The organism is Luteimonas sp. A277, from assembly GCF_054052045.1.
On record NZ_JBSVRG010000003.1, the window covers coordinates 247,614 to 267,549 of the forward strand.

Sequence of the window (19,936 nt, forward strand, 5' to 3'; positions counted from 1 at the left end):
CGACCATTGCCGGAAAGACTGGAATTCAGCCGTCGCGGGCCAGTACCCGGTTGCGTCCGGCCAGCTTGGCCTGCTGCAGTCGCCGATCCGCCGAACGCAGCAGGGCCGAGGTGGAGGCCCCGTCCTGGGGCCAGGCCGCCAGCCCCGCGCTGAACGAGAGCCAATGCGGATCCGTGCCGCGTCCAGACAGGAATGGACGTTCATTGAGCTGAAGCCGCATCCGGTCCAGCCGCTCCCATGCGCTGCCGATCGGCGAGGCGAGCAGCAGCACGAACTCCTGGCCTCCGATCCGGGCCAGGTGCTCGTTTTCCTCCAGCATCTGCTCAAGCTGGGCGGCGACCTGGCGGATCGCGCGGTCGCCGCTCTGGTGCCCGGCTTCGTCGTTGATGCGGCGGAAGCTGTCCAGGTCCAGCAGGGCCAGGCTAAGCGAAGCGCCGCTGCCGCGGGCCGATTCGAAGATCCGCGGCATGCTCTGCAACAGCCACGCGCGGTTGGGCAGTCCGGTCAGCCCGTCACGGCCGGACATCTCCACCAGCCGCTGCATGCGGTAGACGATGGTGGCGATGACCACGGTCACCAGCAGCAGCAGGACCACCCGCTGCATCTGACCGCCGATGGATGCGGTGCCGTAGTCCACCGACACCAGCAGCTCGGCCGGGGTCACGGCAAAGATCAGCCCGGCCAGCAGCGCGTACTGCACCGTGGCCAGGGCGCCGATGTACAGCGTCAGGCGGCCGTCATGGCGCAGCGCGGTGAGCAGGATCGCAATGACATAGAAGCACCAAACCACCAGACTGCCCGTGCCAGCCACCGGATCGCGGAACGCGAGGGCGGCCAGGACGCAGCTGGTGGCGGTGACATCCCAGATGCTGCTGGCCAGGGGCAGCCAGCGGTGCCGGCGCGCGTTGCGGGCCAGGGCCAGCCACACCTGGGCAAAAATGTTGGCCACTACGGCCGCGGCCAAGCCGATCATCGCTTCGTGCACGGTGCCGCCGCCAAGCAGCAGCAGCGCAGGCAGCAGCAGCGCAATCGCACAGCCGATCGCCCGCACCCGGGCCACCAGCAGTTCGCCATCTGCGCCCATTTCCAGCGCGAGCTGGTCCGGTCGTGCCAGCAGCTCGCTGATGATCCTGGATGGCGCTTTGACCATATCGCGCATGCCGATGCAGCTCCCTTTCCCCCGCGGAGCATAGCGCGACAAGATTCGGCGTCAGCACACGGGTTGACAGGCAAATGAGAATCATTACCATCACTTGCCCCAGCCCACTGGAACTGTCCGATGCTTTCCGTCCCCTCATGTGACGAAAACCCGGGTTCCGGCTCCACCGGAGCCGACGCGCGCAGCCCCTCCCACGCCGCCCCGGGCGCGTCCGAGCTCGACAGCGCCCGTCTGCTGCAGGGCCAGCGCGAAGTGCTCATCCGCCATGGCGGCGAGTGCTACCGCTTGCGCCATACCCGTAACGACAAGTTGATCCTGACCAAGTAACCGCGGGGCACCGCTCCGGTGCCCCGATTCCAAGGCCCGCCCGCCCTCCGGTTTCCCCGGACGCCAGCTGCCGCCCGCGATTGATCCATGCGAGCCTGCAATGCGTCCGAGTCGTCTATTCCTTGCCTTTTGCGCGGTCCTGTCCGCGTCTGCCGCCGCCGTTGAGCCCGAAGGCGGGGCCGACGCGGCCGCGGCCGCCGTGGCCACCGATTTCCACCGGGTGGTGGTAACCGCTACCCGCACCGCGCGCGCAATCGCCGACGTGCCCAATACCGTTGACGTGATCGATCGCGAACGCATGGACGCGCAGATGGTGCGCGACCTGAAGGATCTGTTTCGCTACGAACCCGGGGTGACGGTGACGGGTTCATACGGCCGCTTCGGCATCGGTGACATCCGCATCCGCGGGCTGGGAGGAAACCGGGTCCGGATCCTCACCGACGGCGTGCCGGTGCCTGACGCGTTCGAGATCGGCAGTTTTTCCAACGCCAACCGCAACTTCGTCGACATGGACACGCTCAAGCGGGTCGAAGTGGTGCGTGGGCCGGGCAGTTCGCTGTACGGCTCGGATGCGCTGGGCGGGGTGGTGGCATTCGTGACCCGGGACCCAGCTGACTACCTGCAGCCAGGCAGGGATGCGCACCTTGGTTTCAGGCTCGGCGTGGAGAGCGACTGGGATGGCTTCTTTGCCGGCGCCACCGCCGCACTGGGTGGAGAGCGCTGGTCCGGACTGTTGGTGGTGGGCCATCGCCAGGGTCGGGAGACGGACAACATGGGCGAGGACGAGAGCAGTGGCCCTGCCCGCACCGCGCCCAATCCGCAGCAGCGCGATGGTCGCAGCGTGCTTGCCAAGCTGGTATTCGAGCCGGGTGCAGGCCAGCGTTTCCGGCTCACCGTGGAAGGCAATGAAGACGCTGCCGACACCAACATGCTCAGCATGCAGGGAGTGCAGGGCCTCACCGGCGCGGACAACGTTGCCGTTCGTGCCAATGACCACCAGACCCGCGCCCGGGTCGCCCTGGCACACGAGGTGGACCTGCCCGGTGCGGCGTTCGCCGACGCGCTGGATTGGCAGATCTACCGCCAGGACAGCGAAACCACCCAGGACACCGTGGAGGAGCGGATCACGGCCGGCGGGGTGTCGGAACGGCGGGATCGCAGCTTCAATTTCGACCAGCGGGCGTACGGGCTGCAGGCCAATTTCAGGAAATCGGTTGCAGGCGTCGGCTCGAGTCACGAGCTGGCCTGGGGCATCGAAGTGTCGCGCACCCGCACCCGGCAGAAGCGCGACGGGCTGGTGACCAACCTCGCCACCGGGAGCACCAGCAACGCCATGTTGCCGGACGTGTTTCCGGTGCGTGACTTCCCGCCCAGCACCACGACCACGTACGCGCTGTACGCCCAGGATGAAATGATCTTCGGCGCCGGTGGATTCCGCCTGGTGCCCGGGCTGCGGGTTGACCACTACGAACTGCGCCCGGAAGTCGACCCGATCTTTGCCGGTGACAACCCCGGGGTGCAGGTCAGCGGTCTGACGCGTACCCAGGTGTCACCCAAGCTGGGCGCCGTATGGAAGCCGGCGGCTGGCTGGTCGCTTTTTGCCAGCTATGCGGGGGGCTTTCGGGCGCCGCCCTACAGCGACGTCAATATCGGCTTCACCAACGTCATGTTCGGCTACACCGCGATCGCCAACCCGGACCTGAGGCCGGAGACCAGCGATGGTTTCGAGGCCGGTGTCCGCTATGCCGGCCAGGCCGTCTACGCCGGATTGACCGGCTATCACAACCGCTATGAGGACTTCATCGAATCGTTCCGCTTCGTCGGCTTCAACGACGAGGGCCTGATGGTGTTCCAGTCGCAGAATGTATCCGAGGCGCGGATACGCGGCGTGGAAATCAAGGCCGGCGTGGACTTCGGTGCGCTGTCGCCGGCGTGGCAGGGCTGGACCCTGCGCGGCGCGGCGGCCTGGTCGCGTGGCGAGGACCGCACCGCCGGCGTGCCGCTGGACTCGATAGATCCTGCCACCGCCTCCGTCGGTGTCGGATATGAGCGCAAGCGGTGGGGTGCGGAACTGGCAGCGCGGATGGTGGCGCGCAAGGACCGCGTCTCCGACCCACAGCTGTACCGAACCCCGGGCCACGCCGTGCTCGACCTCTACGCCCATTGGAATTTCGCCCCCGGCCTGCGCGTGGACGCCGGTGTGCGCAACCTGGCCGACCGCAGGTACTGGGCAGCCGGAGACCTGCCGCTGGCCCTGGCGACCAGCGGCGTACTCGACCGCTTCACTTCACCTGGCCGCAGTGTCGCGGTCAGCGTGTCGGTGGAGCTTTGACCTGATGCCATCCAACCCGACGAGGAATTTTTCAATGAGACCCGAATCCATGTTCAAACTGGCGCTGTTGCCGCTGCTTGTCTGCGGCACGGCCGTTGCCTCCGAACCACGGCCGCCAGATCCGGCGCGCGACCAGAAGGCGATCCTCGCCATGCAGGGCGAATACAAGGTGAGCTTCGCCTTTGACGAAACGGTGCTGCTGGCCGACGGCTACGAACGCATGGAGCCGCAGCGCAGCGGTGGCAGCGAAGTGGTGTACGTTGTCGAGGACACGGCGGAGAAGGTCGTGCTGCAACACCTGCTGGTTGACCCGCGCAGCGGCCACGTCACCAAGCATTGGCGCCAGGACTGGATCTACGAGGCGCCGCAACGCTTCGAGTTCACCGCTGACCAGACCTGGGAAGTCCGGGACATCCCGGCGGAGGCCACCGATGGCGCCTGGACCCAGTGCGTGTACGAGGTCAACGACGCGCCGCGCTACTGCGGCACCGGGCGCTGGAACCACCGCTACGGCGTATCCACCTGGACCTCGGACCGGACCTGGCGTCCGCTGCCGCGGCGCGAATACACCAAACGCGATGACTACAACGCGCTCAACGTCGAGAACCGCCACACCATCGTGCCCGGCGGCTGGACCCATGAGCAGGACAACACCAAGGTGGTGCGCGCGGCCGACGGCAGCACGCGCACGCTGGCGCGCGAGGTGGGATTCAATGATTACCGCTCGACGGAGGAGGTCGATTTCAGTCCGGCACGCGAATACTGGGACGCCACCAGCGGCTACTGGGCCCGGGTGCGCGCGCGCTGGGACGCGCTGCTGTCGCAGCCGCCGGGATTGCGGATGAAGGCCGGGGTGGACGGCATGGAGATGATCATGCCGCTGTTCGAGCAGGCCGAGCGCGTCGTTGCAGGCGAGCGGATCGACGACGGCCAGATCGACGCCGAGTTCTCCGAATGGGTGGAGCCGGCCAGCGCGTCCGCCGGCGACCAGTCGGCTGCGCGGTGACGGGCCGTCGACTCGCCCTATACTCCGACGACCGCCAGCGGGGCGGAAACAAGGGGAGAAGAATCGATGGGGGCAACCGGATTCTTGGCGGTCGTGCTGTTGGTGGCCGGCGTCATTGTGCTGTCCAAGACCGTGCGCATGGTGCCGCAGGGCTATGAGTGGACCGTCGAGCGCTTCGGCAAATACACCCACACCATGGACCCGGGGCTGCACTTCCTGATCCCGGTCGTGTACGGAGTCGGCCGCAAGATCAACATGATGGAGCAGGTGCTGGACGTTCCCAGCCAGGACGTGATCACCAAGGACAACGCGGTGGTGCGGGTGGACGGGGTGGTATTTTTCCAGGTGCTGGACGCAGCCAAGGCCGCCTACGAGGTGGCCAACCTGGAAATAGCCACGATCGCCCTGGTGCAGACCAACATCCGTACGGTGATCGGCTCAATGGATCTGGACGAGTCGCTCTCCAACCGCGAAAAGATCAACGCCCAGCTGCTGGACGTGGTGGACCACGCCACCAACCCCTGGGGCATCAAGGTCACCCGCATCGAAATCCGGGACATCCAGCCGCCGCGCGACCTTGTGGATTCGATGGCCCGGCAGATGAAGGCCGAGCGCGAGCGCCGCGCGGTGATCCTGGAGGCCGAAGGCCACCGCCAGTCCGAAATCCTGCGCGCCGAGGGTGAGAAGCAGGCCGCGATCCTGGAGGCTGAAGGCCAGAAGGAATCCTCGTTCCGCGAGGCCGAGGCGCGCGAGCGGCTGGCGGAAGCGGAAGCCAGGGCCACGCAGCTGGTCTCCGACGCGATCGCCCAGGGTGATGTGCAGGCGATCAACTATTTCATTGCCCAGAAATACGTGGAAGCTTTCGAGAAGCTGGCCACTGCGCCCAACCAGAAATTCGTGCTGATGCCGATGGAGGCCTCCGGAATCATCGGCTCGATCGCCGGTATCGCCGAGATTGCGCGCGAGGCGCTGGGCAAGCAGCAGGACGCGACCCAGGCGCGGGTTGCCACGCGGCGGGAAGGCTGACCGTGCGCTGGGAGGTGATGGTCTGGGGCGCGGTGGCCCTGCTGCTGTTTGCCGCCGAGGCCCTGGCGCCGGGCGCCTTCATGCTGTGGATGGGGTTCGCCGCCGCTGCGGTATTCGTGGCGGTGCTGGTGGTGCCAGGCATTCCCCTGCTGGCCCAGGTGGCTGCCTTCGTGGTGCTGAGCTTCGTTTCGATCCAGATCTACCGGAAGTGGTTCCGGCACCGGGCGCGCGAGAGCGACAGGCCCACGCTCAACCGGCGTGCCGCCCAGCACGTGGGCCGGGTGGTAGCGCTGGAGACGGGCATCGTGGCCGGCCGCGGCAGGGTCAAGATCGGCGATGCATTCTGGGTGGTGGAAGGCCCGGATCTGCCCGCGGGCGTGGCCGTGCGCGTAGTGGGCACCGATGGAGTGGGCCTGCAGGTGGAGCCGGCGGAACACGCGGCCGGGTAAAGGCCCCCGATGGGGGCCAGGGCCGCCCGGCGGCGGCGTATCTGGGATAATGCCGGGCTCCGCCCACACAACAACAGGTGCGCCATGCTCCGCAAGACCGTCCTCAACCAAACCCACCGCGCCCTCGGCGCGAAAATGGTCGACTTCGGCGGTTGGGACATGCCGCTCAACTACGGCTCGCAGATCGAGGAGCACCACCAGGTGCGCCGCGCGGCCGGCATGTTCGATGTCAGCCACATGGCGGTGATCGACCTGTTCGGGCCGCAGGCGCGCGAATTCCTGGAACGCCTGTTTGCCAACTCGATCAACAAGCTGAAGAAGTCGGGCCGCGCGCTGTACACCTGCATGCTCAACGAGCAGGGCGGGGTGATCGACGACGTGATCGTGTACCTGCTGGACGACAACCGCTACCGGATGGTGGCCAACGCCAGCACCCGCGACAAGGACCTGGCCTGGATCGGCAAGCAGGTGCAGGGCCTGGACGTGGAGGTGCGCGAGCGTACCGAGCTGGCGGTGATCGCCGTGCAGGGTCCGCAGGCACGTGATGCCGTTATCGGCCTGCTGGCCGAGGCCGACCGTGAGGCCATCACCGGGCTCGGCCGTTTCGCGGCGCTTGAGGCCACCGCGCTCAGCGGTGCGCGGTTGTTCATCGCCCGCACCGGTTACACCGGCGAGGACGGCTTTGAAGTGATGCTGCCCGAGGACGACGCAGTGGCGTTCTGGAGCGCACTGGTGGAAGCCGGGGTGAAGCCGGCCGGCCTGGCTGCCCGCGACACGCTGCGCCTGGAAGCTGGCATGAACCTCTACGGCCAGGACATGGACGAGGAAGTGACCCCGTACGTGGCCGGGCTCGGCTGGACCGTCTCGCTGGATGAAGGGCGTGACTTCATCGGCCGCAAGGCGCTCGAGGAGCAGCAGTCGCAGGGCGTGCCGCAGCAGCTGATCGGCTTGGTGATGGACGATCGCGGCGTACTGCGCCACGGACAGCGCGTGCTGACCGAAGCGGGCGAGGGACTGATCCTGTCCGGGACGTTCTCTCCCACCATCGGCAAGGCCATTGCGTTCGCGCGCGTGCCCGCCGGCGAGCCGGGCCAGGTGCACGTCGACCTGCGCGGACGTGAAGTCCCGGTGCGCACCGTCCGTTTTCCATTCGTCCGGGAAGGCAAAGTCCAGCCCGGCATCGAGCAGTAATGCGCACGGCCCCGCTGCCCGGCAGGGCGGCTCGGGGCTACACTAGACCCGTTCCTTTTCCCACACACAAACCGATCCGGAGCCAACCATGAGCGAGATCCCAGGCGATCTGAAATTCCTCAAGTCCCACGAGTGGGCACGCGTCGAAGAAGGCGGCAAGGTCACGGTTGGCATTTCAGAGCACGCGCAGGAGTCGCTGGGTGATCTGGTGTACGTCGACCTGCCCGAAGTTGGTGACACCGTCGAGGCCGGCGGCGCCGTAGCCGTTGTGGAGTCGGTCAAGGCCGCCTCCGACATCTACACGCCGGTGTCCGGCACCATCGTGGCGGTCAACGAAGACCTCTCCGACAAGCCCGAGACCATCAACGAGGACGCCTTTGGCAATGGCTGGATCTTCGTGGTCCAGGCGGACAGCCTGGACCCGATCAAAGAGATGCTTGATCCGGATGCCTACACTGCTCAGCTGGACGACTGAGCAGCAGTCTTCCATATCAGGCAGCTGCCAAGGCAGCCAGCCAAAGTTCCTGCGAATGCCGGCCAAGTGCCGGCATTCGCGTCTTCGGGGTTCGCGCAATTGCGGCGCAAACCGGCTTGTGCAATGCAGGAACCGGCCGTTGAACGTGACCGCATGGCAACCGCCAATGCGTGCCCATGTCACCGATGCACACACGCGTCCATGGCCTGGGCAGGCAGCGACCAGGGTTGGCGATGGCGAAGGCGGGTGTCTTCAAAAACACCTTGTAAACAAGGCTTTTGTGATGTGACGTCGTTGATGCTGCAGGTGCCGTGCTCAAGTGGAATGAGCAGCATGCATCCCTTGCTGAGGCCTTGTGCACTCCTTTGCCGCCTGCCTTTCATCATCGTTGATGCTTGCAGGTGTTGACAGTCGAAATGGCCGTGATTAGGTTTCGCCCAAGCAGGCAATGGCTGCAACAGACGAGTGACAGGCATCAACGCGAACGGAGCCGGGACAGTCAGACCTTCCGCCATCAGCTTCAAATCGGTGGGAGCGGGCTTCGTCTCCCTCAAGGACCATTTCCTGATCTGCATCACACCCGTGGCGTATTGCGCTGCGGGTGTTTTTCATTCTGCATCCGCATGCCGGATTGTCGGCAGTCAGTTCCAAGGCACCCAGCAACTGGGCCGCAGGTAGCAAGGCGAAGTTCAACGACGAGGAGAGCCATCACATGGCCACGAAGAAAGCTGCAAAGAAGCGCGCCGCCACCAAAAAGGCGGCCAAGAAAGTAACGGCGAAGAGTGCGGTCGCCAAGAAGGCGGCCAGCAAGGTTGCCAGGAAGGTGGCGAAGAAGACTGCAGCCAAAAAAGTGGCCAAGAAGGCCGTAGCCAAGAAGGCTGTCGCCAAGAAGAGCACTGCCAAGAAAGCGGCGAAGAAAGTAGCCAGGAAGGTGGCAACCAAGAAGGTCGCAGCCAAGAAGGTCGCGGCCAAGAAAGCAACGAAGAAGGTCGCCAAAAAGGTTGCTGCAAAGAAGGTCGTGAAGAAGGTCGCCAAGAAGGCAGCGGCAAAGAAGGTCGCCAAGAAGGCAGCGGCAAAGAAGGTCGCAAAAAAGGTCGCAAAGAAAGCGACGAAGAAGGTAGCCAAGAAGGTCGCGAAGAAGGTCGCGAAGAAGGCTGCAACCAGGAAGGTCGCCAAGAAGGCAGCTGCCAAGAAGGCCACCAAAAAAGTCGCCAGGAAGGCTGCGACGAAAAAGGTAGCCAAGAAGGCGGCGAAGAAGGCGGCCAGCAAAGCCGTGAGCAAGGTTGCCAAGAAGGCCGCGGCCAAGAAGGCGACGACAAAGGTTGCGAAGAAAGTCGCTAAAAAGGCAGTGAAGAAAGCCGGACCGGCCCGCGCTGCCAAGAAGGCGGTTTCGCCGCCGCGCGTAATCCAGGACGCGCCCAAGCCCTTGATGTAAGGGCTGCGGTCGGGCGGGACGCGCTCAAGCTCCCTCTCCGCATACCCAGGCGGAGAGGGAGCTTTTTTATGGGTGCGGGATGGGCAGCATCACCAGACGAAGCCGGTGAACAGCCGGATGATCAGTAAGGCTCGGCGTGTGAGACCGTGGCGGAAGCGCCGCCACCCGACTGCGGATCTTCGCTGCCGTAGCGGGTATCCGTATCGGCGTCAGCGTCGGGATCGTAGTCGTAGTCGATCGCCAGCCAGCGCTGGTTGGACAGGCCGATGGCGCGATCCAGGATGGTTGGCATCAGGCCCGAGGGCAGCGAGCTGCCGCTGTTCCACAGGATCACCACCCCGATGTCGCGCTCCGGCAGGATCGCCATCGCCCCGCGGTAACCCTGCACCGCACCGCCGTGGAACACCATGCGATGGCCGGAGTAATCGTAGATCCGCCAGCCCAGGCCGTAGCCGGCGGCGTTGAGCCGCTGCTGGCGCCAGGAACCGCTGCGCCCGCGCATTTCACCCGGGGTGCCAACGATGGGCGCATGCAGGGTGGACAGCAGCGGGGCCGGGAGTACGTCGGGCCGGTAGCCCATGTGGGCGATCAGCCACTGGGCCATGTCTGAAATGCTGGCGTTGACACCCGCCGCCGGAGCCACCCGGTAATAGGTGGGTTTGGGCGTGAGTGAGGTCCAGCCGCGGCCTGCACGCACGTGAGGCTTGGCCCAGCGCGGACTGTTCTGGATCCCGTCCAGGCCATAGCTGGCATCGTGCATGCCGAGCGGCTTGAACAGCCGGCGCGAAACCGCTTCGCTGAAGAACTGGCCCGAGGTGGCAAACACCACATCGCCCACCAGGCTGAAGGCGACGTTCTGATAGCCATAGCAGTCGCCGGGCTCGCAGGTCATCGGAGCCTGCGACAGCTTCTGTACCAGGGCGTTGTATTCGGCGCCGCGTTCGATGTCGCGATCATAGGTATGCCGGCCGAGGCCGACCCGGTGGCTGAGCACATCGGCCACGGTGATCTTCTCGGCCGCGCCGGGGTTGGACATGCGCAGGCCGGGCAGGTAGTCCACCACCCGGCTGTCCCAGCGCATCGCGCCCTCGGACACCAGCATGCCGGCGATGGTGCCGGCAAAGGACTTGGACAGCGAAGCCAGGCGGAATACGGTGTGTGAATCCACAGGCTCGGCCGCCTTGACATCGGTAATGCCGTAGCCGCGCGCGCTCAATACTTGCCCGTTGTGGACGATGGCCATCGCCAGACCGGGTACGCGCTGGCCCTCGACCAGGGCGTCGGCCATGGCTTCGAACTCGCGTACGTCGAAACCTTCCGCCAGTGGCAGGCGCTCTTCAGGCGGCGGCATCTGCGCGGGCCGGCCATCGGTCGGAGCCGGGAAGGCCGACATGGTTTCCGGAAATGGCGCGACGCTCTCCACCGGCGTCTGCGCGGCGGTGCCAAGCGCGAGCGGCATCAACATGCCGATCAGTCCCAGCTGCCAGGCCGAATGGGCGGACCAGCGGTTCCGGCGTGTCTTCACTTTCATCGGGTCTATCCCCTGCGTATGCTTGCCTGCAGAACGATCATAAGCGCGTCAAAATCCATTTGCATGAATAAGGGGAGCTTTGATGGGTAGCACATTGATTATCCTGGTATTACTTGGCGCGATCGCAGTGGTTGTCCTGTGGGGTGTGGGCATCTACAACGGCCTGGTGACCGCCCGCAACGCATTTAAGAACGCCTTCGCCCAGATTGATGTGCAGCTGCAGCGCCGGTTTGACCTGATCCCCAACCTGGTGGAAACCGCGCGCGCCTACATGGGTCATGAGCGCGAGACGCTGGAGGCGGTGACCGCCGCCCGCACCGCGGCGCAGTCGGGCCTGGCCGCAGCCAAGGCGAACCCGGGCGATCCGGAAGCCATGGCTACCCTGGCCGCCACCCAGGGCCAGCTCAACGGCGTGCTTGGCCGGCTGATGATGGTGGCCGAGGCCTACCCGGACCTGAAGGCCAACCAGAACATGATGCAGCTGACCGAAGAGCTGACCAGCACCGAGAACCGGGTCGCGTTTGCGCGTCAGGCCTATAACGATTCGGTGATGGCCTACAACAACAAGCGCGAAGTGTTTCCCTCCAGTGTGGTCGCCGGTATGTTCAATTTCGCCGCGGCGGCGTTGCTTGATATCCCGGCCGATCGCGCCGAGGTGCGTGAGGCGCCCAAGGTGCAGTTCTGACGAGCCGGGGTCGTGGCTCACCCATGAACTTCTTCGAACGCCAGAACCAGGCACGCCGCAACACCACGCGGCTGATCGTGCTGTTCGCACTGGCAGTGGTCGGAATGGTGGTGGCGGCCTGCGTGGCCGTTGCCATAGTCGTTGGGCCCGATCCGGGCGTACTGGCCGGCACGGCGATCATCACCGGCGGCATCATCGGGCTGGGATCGCTGTACCGGATCTCCTCGCTCGGCAGCGGCGGTGGCGCGGTGGCCACCCAGATGGGCGGCGTGCTGGTACCCGAGGACACGCTGGATCCGCACCTGCGGCGGCTGCGCAACGTGGTGGAGGAGATGTCGATCGCCTCCGGCGTACCCGTGCCACAGATCTACGTGATGGAAAACGAGGCGGCGATCAACGCCTTCGCCGCCGGCTACTCGCCTTCGGACGCGGCGGTGGCGGTAACCCGCGGTGCGCTGGACAAGCTCAACCGCGATGAGCTGCAGGGCGTGATCGCCCACGAGTACAGCCATATCCTCAACGGCGACATGCGCCTGAATATCCGTCTGATGGGCGTGTTGTTCGGCATCCTCATGCTGGGCCTGATCGGCCGCAAGATCATGCTGTACGGCGGTCGCTCGCGCGAGCGCGGTGCCGCAGCGATCCTGGTCGCGGCGCTGGCGGCCATCGTGATCGGCTACATCGGCATCTTCTTCGGGCGCATGATCAAGGCCGGGGTGAGCCGCTCGCGCGAGGTGCTGGCCGACGCTTCGGCGGTGCAGTTCACCCGCCAGACCAGCGGCATCGCCGGCGCGCTGAAGAAGATTGCCGGCGTGCAGGAAGGTTCGCAGTTCGCCCAGCGGGGCGAGGTGGAGGAAGTCAGTCACATGCTGTTCGGCGACGGCGTGGGGCTGTCCGGGCTGTTCGCCACCCATCCGCCGATCCTGCAGCGCATCCAGGTGCTGGAGCCCGGGTTCCGTTCCGAGCAGCTGGAGCGGCTGCAGAAGCAGTGGTTCAGCGCGCCGCCCAACGGCCTGCAGGAAGACCTGCAGATGGGCCTGGCCCCGACCGGGGAATCGCTGCTGCCGGATGCACGTATCGAGCTCGACGTGACCCCGCCGATGGTCGCGGCCCAGGTAGCCAACCCGCGCGATGACGACTACCGGCGGGCGGACACCATCGTTTCGACCATGCCCACCGAGCTGCGTGAGCTGGCCCGGCACCGTGATTCGGTGATGGCGCTGCTGCTGGGCCTGCTGCTGGACGATGAGGACGCCACGGTGCGCGGCCATCAGCACGATGAAATCGGGGCCCGGCTAGGCGCGCCCATGGCCGACGCGGCCGAGTCGCTGCGCGCCGGCCCATTGTTGGCCCTGCACCCGATGCACCGGCTGCCGCTGGCTTCGCTGGCCTTCCCGGTGCTGCGCCTGCGGCCGCGGCCGGAGCTGGAGTCGTTCCTAGATACGGTGCACGCGGTGGTCCACACCGATAACCACGTGTCCCTGTTCGAGTACTGCCTGGGGCAGCTGCTGGAAACCCAGGTGCGTGAATCGCTCAACCCCGCCGCGCATGCGCGCTTCGGCCGGCGCAAGCCTGTGGCGGTGAAGCGCGAGTTCTCGATCCTGCTGGCGGTGGTGGCCCAGGCCGGCCACCGCGATCCGGACGAGGCCCGGCGCGCCTACCTTGCCGGCCTGCAGCGGGTGCTGCCGCGCGATCACATGCCCTACGAGCCCCCGGTGCGCGGCGTGCTGGCGCTGGACGAGGTGTGGGGTCCGCTGGACCGGCTGGATCCACTGGCCAAGCAGCTGATGGTGGAGGCGCTCACCGCCGCCGCCATGCACGACGGCCGGGTCACGGTGGCCGAAGCCGAGCTGCTGCGCATGATCTGCGGCGTACTGCACTGCCCGCTGCCGCCCATGCTCGAACAGCAATGACGGTACTTTGAGCCCGGCCGCCCTTGCGGCATACTCGGCTGTCCGCGCGTTTGATGATGGATCATCAAGGAGCACGACATGGACGTACTCGCCATCGCGATGGCGGCGCTGGCCGCCCCGGGCCAGCATGACCGGCTGTTGCGGCTGCACACCCCGCTGGGCGGCGACGTTCTGGTTGCCGAGACCCTGGGGGCACGCGAATCTTTCGATCAGGGCGGCTTCCGCCTTGAGCTGACCGCGCTGTCGGTTGATGCGCACCTGTCTCTTGACGACCTGATCGGCCAGCCGGTGCTGGTGGAGTTGCTGACGGCTGATTCCGGCGTCGATCTACGCCCCTTCCACGGCCACGTCACCGACTGCGAACTGCTTGGCGGCAACGGCGGCCTGGCGCGCTACCGGCTGGTGGTCGAGCCGTGGCTGGCGTTCCTTGGCCAGCGCTTTGACAGCTACGCCTTCCAGGACATGACGGTCATCGAGATCGTCGAGGACCTGTTCGCTGACTATGCGCAGGCCGGTGCGCTCGCCCCAGCGTGGCGCTGGGAACTGGCCGACCGCGCGCTGTATCGCAAGCGCAGCCTGACCACCCAGTACGAAGAGAGCGACTTCGCTTTCCTGCACCGGCTGCTGGCGGACGAAGGAATTTTCTACTGGTTCGAACACGCCGGTGCCGCGGATGACGCCACGCTGGGCGGCCACACCCTGGTGCTGTGTGATCACTCCGATTCGTTTGCCGATGGCGGGGCGGTGCGTTTCCACCGTGCCGACGCCACCGAGCGCGAGGATTCTATCCAGCAGTGGATGCGCACGCGCCGGTTGCAGACCGGACGCATTGAGCGGGCGAGTTGGGATTACCGCAGCCGTGGACTGCGCCCGGCTTCGGCCGAGGGCCAGGCACACGGAAACGTGGTGCCCGGCGACCAGGATGCCGCCGGCCCCTGTGCCTGGGTGGACGGCGCGCAGGGCGAACTGCGCGCGCGGCGGCAGATGGAGGCGCTGCAGGTGCGGTCGCACGTAGTCAGCGGACAGGGCACGTGGCGCCGGCTGGCCCCGGGGCTGGCGTTCGAACTGACCCAGCATCACGCCTTGCGTGACAGCGACGACCGGGAGTTCGTGTGCCTGGAAGTCATCCACCAGGCCCGCAACAACCTAGGCGCCGAAGTGCTTGATGCGCTGGAGCAGACGTTGGGTCCGGCAGCCAAGGCCGGGGCCGAGCTTCCGGCGGAGCTGTCAGCGGACAGCATGGATCCTGTGCGTCGACGGTTGGAAGCAGGGGTGGATACGGATTTCTATCGCAACCGCTTCACGGTGATTCCGGCTGAGGTGTCCTACCGGCCCACCACCGCTGACGGTCATGGCATCCGGCTGCATCCAAAACCCACCGTGCATGGCACCCAGAGCGCCGTCGTGGTGAGCGACGGCGGTCCGCTACTGACTGATCGCGACCACCGGATCAAGGTGCAGTTCCCCTGGCAGCGCGGTGCGGATGCGAGCAGCGGCACCGCACATCCGGGCGGGGACGACAACGCGCCCGGAGATGGCGGCGCATGGACCTGGGTCCGGGTAGCCACGCCATGGGCCGGCGACAACTGGGGTGGCGTGGCGGTTCCGCGGCGGGGACAGGAAGTAATGGTGGCCTTCCTTGAAGGCGATATCGACCGGCCGGTGGTGATCGGCACCGTCTACAACGGTCGCGGGCAGGACGATGCCCAGCACAACCAGGTGGCCGGCGGCGGAGTGGGTGCGACCGGCAACGCAGCGGCCTGGTTCGACGGCAACGACCATGCCGCGGTCTACACCGGCTTCAAGAGCCAGGCACTCGCCAACAGTCAGGACGGCAGCGGCGGCTACCAGCTGCTGCGGCTGGACGACACGCCGGGACAGGGACGCGCCCAGGCCGCTACAACCCAACACGCCACCACCCTGACCCTGGGGCACCTGAAGGGTGGACAGGACAACGTGCGCGGTGCCGAGCGCGGCTTTGGTGCGGAACTGGGTACCCAGGCCAGCGGCGCCATCCGCGCCGGCAGCGGCCTGTTCTTGACCACTGAACATGGCCAGCAACAGCTGGAGGCGGGCGGGGCGCTGTCCCAGCTGGTCGAGGGTGAGCAGCTGCTGCAGGTCTTGGCGGATACCGCAAGGAGTCAAGAGGCCGCCTTGCCCGCCGATCCCGAAACCCTGCCTGCCCAGCAGTCTCTGCAGCAGGTGCAAGAGCATTTGAAGGCGACCCGACAGGGCAGCGCAGCCGGGGGCGGTGGTGAAGCGGCCATCGGCGGCGGTGAGGGTGAAGTGTCTGCTTGGAGCGCCCCGCATCTGGTGGCCTCCAGTCCCGACGGTTTGATGAGCCTGACCCCGGCCGACCAGACATGGGTATCCGGCACGCAGACCAGCCTGCTGGCCGGCGCGGACCTGGACTGGGCGAGTCAGGGCGAGACGGTGATTGCCGCCGGCGGCGGCATCGCCCTGTTCACCCAGGGCAGCGACGGCCCGGCGGGCAAGCCGAACCAGGAGACGGGCATCGCCCTGCACGCGGCGCAGGGCAAGGTGAGCGCGCGGGCGCACAGGAACGAGGCGAAGGTTGCTGCCAAACAGAGCGTCACCATTGCCAGCACCCAGGCGGATGTGGAAATCGCGGCGCCGAGCAAGCATGTGCTGCTGACGGCGCAGGGTGCTTATCTGAAGTTGGAGGGTGGGGATATCGAGCTGGGGGCGCCGGGGACGATCGAGTTCAAGGCTGCGAATCGGGAGTTGACCACGCCCAACGTTGCCAGCGGGCAGGCGCCGACATTCGGTGAAGCGGAACCGAAATTCTGCGAACTCGGCGCGAAGAGCGCCGATGCGGCCGGGGCGGGTGTTGTGGCTTTGGACTAGGCAGATGATCGTCGAGCTGGATCACAGGCTGTTTGTTGCGCAGGACTATGCGCTGATCAATCCGATGCAGGTGTCATTGGACCAGCGCAGCGACCTGGAGACGGTCAGCTTGCTGCCGAAATGCCTTGAGCGACATGCCCGCTTGATGCCTTTGCTGGTGGAGCTGAAGTCCTTGCCGCAATCCCGCCGGTTGGACCTGCTGGAGCATGCGGAGTGGTGGAGCGGGAACTACGACATGCCGCTGTTCTCCGCGCTGCTGGCGGGCGCTGTAGACATGCAGAAGCTACAGATGCATCTGGTTCGGAACATGCTGCTTCGGCGTTCCGGTGCGGCCGGGGCGTGGTTGCGGTTTCACGACCCGCGCGTGTTCCGGCATTTGCGCTGGATGCTTGACGATGAGCAGATGGCCCGCTTGATGGGGCCGGTCGCCGCTTGGACCTGGTACGACCCATTGAGCGGGCAATGGCAGGCCCATGAGCGTACGGTCGCCGCCAGCTCCCAGCGATTGACCTTGACGCAGGAGCAGTGGCTGGCCCTGGATCAACTGGAGGCATTGAACCGCTGCCTGCGCGATCTTGCCGAAGAGTTGCCGGCACCTGCAGGCGACGACGTCGCCAGACAGCTGGTTGAAGGGCTGAAAAACGCGCAACGGCAGGGCTTGCATGAGGCTGCGGACAGGGGGCTCTACGCCAGGCAGTGCCTGCGTCACGGTGCCGACTTCCATTTGTGCGATGACATGCGGGAGCGGCTGCACCGGGCGAGGAAGGGCGAGATTTCCTATGTTGCCGCGTGCATGGATATGGAGCCCGGATTGCTGCGGGAAAACGGATAGCGAGACTTACAAGGATTGATGACCATGACGGACGCACAGACCCAGCAAGAGCATTGTCCGAACTGCACGAAGTTCGGCCTCCCGATCCTGCCGTTGCGCTACGCGGTGGCACGCAACGATGAAAAAGTGAAGGAGAAGGCGCCGGAACTGGCGGACCCGTTCGGGGATGGCGTCCGCGATATCGCCCTTCCGGACGAATCGGCGAGATACACGTTACGGCTGCTGCGCAGCGGTTATCTGTACGTCTTCAACGAGGTGCGCGGCGAGTGGAAGGCGTACGAGATCGGAGAAGACAGCCAGTTGATCGAGTTCGATATCCGGGACAAGGCGCCACCGCCACAGACGGACGAGGACGAGCTTCCCGCAGTATGCTCGCGCCACGGCAACCCGCCGATGACCAAGTGCGTCGTCATTCCCGATGCCGCCAATGCCGGACCGGTCTGGTTCGCGTTCTCGGATGTGGCATGGACACCGGCGGTGCTGGAGCACAACCGTGTGCAGGCGAATCGCGAGAAGCACATGCGGCGGATCGACGTGGGAGCTTGGACGGTTAGTAGGGGGGGGGCGATGCAGTCGCACATTGAAAGCCTGTCCGCGCTCGCGGAGCGCGTGGCGGAATACCATTTCGAGTCGCCCGCGGCCCAGCCCAACACGCCAGAGGAAATCGCCGGACATGAGGCGGCGCAGGCGGCATTGCCGGAGTCCGAACGTTCGACGCTCCTGCAAAGCGTCTCGATCAAGCCCTATCCGGCATTCTTCCATTGCCTGGAAGGATTCGCGAACTGCTCGTCCGAAGCGGAGCAACTGATCGCGGACGCGCAACGTGCGGGCGAGCGCTGGGGATATCCTCCGGCGATGGTGGCCCTGAACGACCCCGTGGGGATCGCGACCGATCTGAATGAACTGGCCAAAGAGCGCGCACGGGAGTGGGCGGAGGCGCCGGAGCGCAAGCAAAAGCATGAGTCGGCGCTGCTGATCGGGGCGGTGCGGCAGGCGGTGGAGAATGGCGCCGAAGCCAGTACGAGCGAAGCGCGGCGAAACTTCGTCGGCATACTCGGTGCGCTCATGCCCGCCCACGCCGGAACGTACTATGGCGGCCAGCCGGGCATCACCGGCGTAGTCCGCGGCATGGAGAGGGCGGGGCGGATTGACGAGTCGGAACTGGAGTTGATCCACGCCCGTGCTTGGGAGAAGTACGAACCGATGTACGACGAGGCGGCGCGCAGGCGCTACCTGGAGGAGGAATACCCGGCTGCGCTGGCGGCGTTCGAGGAGAGCACGATCAAGCCACTGGATGAGGCATACATCGCATGGATGGACGGCGAACCGTTTCGGGAATACTTCAAGTGCAACTTCGATCGGGGCCATGTGCAGAGCGGATTGGTCTACACGGGCGTGCTGTACACGGTGCTTGTGGACGCGGCGGGACGGAAGACCGTCTGCGACTACCTGGAGCGATGCTTCGATGCCGACCCGAACGACCCGGGTTCGGTGCTGGTGCGTGGGCTGGTATTCAACCAGGACGAGTTGGCGCGGCAATGGGTGGAAATGGCTGATGTGGGCGTGGAACCGTACGGAGGTTGGGACGGAATGGCGAACCGCCTATGGAACGGAATCAACGGCTTGCTGGGCCAAGTAACGGCGAACGTGGTGCAGGCGGCCAAGACGGGGCTTAGCAACTATGCGCACGAATACAGCGCGGTGCTGGTACGCAAGTTCAAGCGGGTGTATGACCTGCGCACAGGCAACCTGATCGCAGGCAGCGTGGAGGTCCGGGCGGTGACGGTGCTGGGGGCGGTGGCCAAGGCGAAATCGCCGGACTACCGGATGGTGACTGTGCGTAGCGAGACGACGCGGATGCAGGCGTTGCGAATCGTGAGCCATGCGACGGAGGCAGTGCTCGATCCGCGTCGACGGCCATCGGGTTCGTCGAACGAGATCCGGAACTTGTTCGATCCGGGCGGCGGGCGCGTGACCTTCCAGGGGGTTTTGCTGATGGAGAGCACGCAGCGTATGGAGGCTCGGGGGACGCTGCGGCTCACGCCGGAGCAGTTCGACCTGTGCGCGCAGTCGGGAGTCCGGACGGCGATGCGGCTGGAGGCGGGCGGGCATTTCGTGGGGGCGCTGCTGGCGGCGTGGACGCTGAGCAGCGCCTGGGACGAGATGAAGCGCGCGCCCTCGTCGCGGGTGGCGTGGGGGTTCGCGGCTGGCGTAGCGGCATTGAGCGGATCGTTAATGGAGGGAGCGGGGTCGGCGCTGAGGAGGAGTGGTTGGGGGTCGACGCCGCTAAGCAAGTCGTTGAGTTTGCGCAGTGGAGAAGCCATGACACGCGCACGTTTACTTGGTTATGTTGGCAGGCTGATCGGAGGGCTCGGAGGAGTGATATCCGGCTTGCTGGCAATTGATGAGGGTTATCGAAATCTGCAGATCAGCCCTTGGTACGGACGAACCATGATTGCTTTAGGCATGGGTATGATGACAGTGGGAGTCTTGCTTGCCATCGGGAAGCTCGGCGGAGTAGTCGGACTTGTCGTTGCTCTCGTTGTAGCGCTAGTGATCCTTGTGGTCGGTTTTCTTAAAAAGGACGACATCCAGAAGTGGCTGGATAAGACGATCGACTTTGGTCGTCATAAAGCAGGGGAGTTCGCGGAGATTGCGATGCAATGGGATGCAATGATTGCGCTGGCGTCGGAGGGAGAGCAGTGAC

The 19,936-nt window shown here is 65.7% G+C and carries 15 protein-coding genes and 1 pseudogene; 13 read left to right on the top strand and 3 right to left on the bottom strand.

What is annotated here, in order from left to right; all coding sequences use genetic code 11:
* Nucleotides 1-25: 25 nt before the first annotated feature.
* On the bottom strand, nt 26-1,159 hold the full coding sequence (locus ACW7G2_RS04755; protein ID WP_456973257.1) for a GGDEF domain-containing protein: 1,134 nt from the start codon (nt 1,157-1,159) through the stop codon (nt 26-28).
* 222 nt (nt 1,160-1,381) lie between these two features.
* Between ACW7G2_RS04755 and hemP the strand changes: the two are divergent.
* The 7 genes and pseudogenes from hemP to gcvH form a co-directional block, all read left to right on the top strand.
* Nucleotides 1,382-1,486, top strand: a pseudogene (gene hemP, locus ACW7G2_RS04760) (hemin uptake protein HemP); the annotation flags it as partial.
* Between the two features lie 100 nt (nt 1,487-1,586).
* On the top strand, nt 1,587-3,818 hold the full coding sequence (locus ACW7G2_RS04765) for a TonB-dependent hemoglobin/transferrin/lactoferrin family receptor (protein WP_456973259.1): 2,232 nt from the start codon (nt 1,587-1,589) through the stop codon (nt 3,816-3,818).
* Nucleotides 3,819-3,852: 34 nt separating this feature from the next.
* Nucleotides 3,853-4,824 (top strand): DUF6607 family protein, encoded by a 972-nt coding sequence (locus tag ACW7G2_RS04770; protein WP_456973261.1) that lies wholly within the window; start codon nt 3,853-3,855, stop codon nt 4,822-4,824.
* A gap of 66 nt (nt 4,825-4,890) precedes the next feature.
* A complete protein-coding gene (locus tag ACW7G2_RS04775) occupies nt 4,891-5,850 on the top strand; it encodes an SPFH domain-containing protein (protein WP_456973263.1) in 960 nt (319 codons plus the stop codon).
* Nucleotides 5,851-5,852: 2 nt separating this feature from the next.
* Nucleotides 5,853-6,299 (top strand): NfeD family protein, encoded by a 447-nt coding sequence (locus tag ACW7G2_RS04780; RefSeq protein ID WP_456973265.1) that lies wholly within the window; start codon nt 5,853-5,855, stop codon nt 6,297-6,299.
* A gap of 84 nt (nt 6,300-6,383) precedes the next feature.
* Entirely contained in the window at nt 6,384-7,490 is a 1,107-nt protein-coding gene (gene gcvT, locus ACW7G2_RS04785; protein WP_456973267.1) for a glycine cleavage system aminomethyltransferase GcvT, read from the top strand.
* A gap of 88 nt (nt 7,491-7,578) precedes the next feature.
* On the top strand, nt 7,579-7,965 hold the full coding sequence (gene gcvH, locus ACW7G2_RS04790; RefSeq protein WP_456973270.1) for a glycine cleavage system protein GcvH: 387 nt from the start codon (nt 7,579-7,581) through the stop codon (nt 7,963-7,965).
* Between the two features lie 179 nt (nt 7,966-8,144).
* On the opposite strand, the gene ACW7G2_RS04795 is transcribed toward gcvH, so the two are convergent.
* A complete protein-coding gene (locus ACW7G2_RS04795) occupies nt 8,145-8,519 on the bottom strand; it encodes a hypothetical protein (protein WP_456973272.1) in 375 nt (124 codons plus the stop codon).
* A gap of 158 nt (nt 8,520-8,677) precedes the next feature.
* Here ACW7G2_RS04795 and ACW7G2_RS04800 point away from each other — a divergent pair, with 158 nt between their 5' ends.
* Nucleotides 8,678-9,400 carry a hypothetical protein gene (locus ACW7G2_RS04800; protein ID WP_456973274.1) on the top strand — a complete coding sequence of 241 codons (723 nt, stop codon included), beginning with the start codon at nt 8,678-8,680 and terminating at the stop codon, nt 9,398-9,400.
* Between the two features lie 121 nt (nt 9,401-9,521).
* On the opposite strand, the gene ACW7G2_RS04805 is transcribed toward ACW7G2_RS04800, so the two are convergent.
* Nucleotides 9,522-10,931 carry a serine hydrolase domain-containing protein gene (locus tag ACW7G2_RS04805; RefSeq protein WP_456973276.1) on the bottom strand — a complete coding sequence of 470 codons (1,410 nt, stop codon included), beginning with the start codon at nt 10,929-10,931 and terminating at the stop codon, nt 9,522-9,524.
* Nucleotides 10,932-11,013: 82 nt separating this feature from the next.
* Here ACW7G2_RS04805 and ACW7G2_RS04810 point away from each other — a divergent pair, with 82 nt between their 5' ends.
* The 5 genes from ACW7G2_RS04810 to ACW7G2_RS04830 all read left to right on the top strand — a co-directional run bounded on the left by ACW7G2_RS04810 (nt 11,014) and on the right by ACW7G2_RS04830 (nt 19,935).
* Nucleotides 11,014-11,616 (top strand): LemA family protein, encoded by a 603-nt coding sequence (locus tag ACW7G2_RS04810; protein ID WP_456973278.1) that lies wholly within the window; start codon nt 11,014-11,016, stop codon nt 11,614-11,616.
* A 23-nt stretch (nt 11,617-11,639) separates the two neighbouring features.
* Nucleotides 11,640-13,529, top strand: coding sequence for a M48 family metallopeptidase (locus ACW7G2_RS04815; RefSeq protein ID WP_456973280.1), 1,890 nt, complete (start codon nt 11,640-11,642; stop codon nt 13,527-13,529).
* A gap of 78 nt (nt 13,530-13,607) precedes the next feature.
* Nucleotides 13,608-16,397, top strand: a complete 2,790-nt coding sequence (locus tag ACW7G2_RS04820; protein WP_456973282.1) for a type VI secretion system Vgr family protein — start codon at nt 13,608-13,610, stop codon at nt 16,395-16,397.
* A gap of 4 nt (nt 16,398-16,401) precedes the next feature.
* On the top strand, nt 16,402-17,229 hold the full coding sequence (locus tag ACW7G2_RS04825) for a DUF4123 domain-containing protein (RefSeq protein ID WP_456973284.1): 828 nt from the start codon (nt 16,402-16,404) through the stop codon (nt 17,227-17,229).
* Between the two features lie 24 nt (nt 17,230-17,253).
* Nucleotides 17,254-19,935 (top strand): T6SS effector BTH_I2691 family protein, encoded by a 2,682-nt coding sequence (locus ACW7G2_RS04830; protein WP_456973286.1) that lies wholly within the window; start codon nt 17,254-17,256, stop codon nt 19,933-19,935.
* The last annotated feature ends 1 nt before the right edge of the window (nt 19,936 follow it).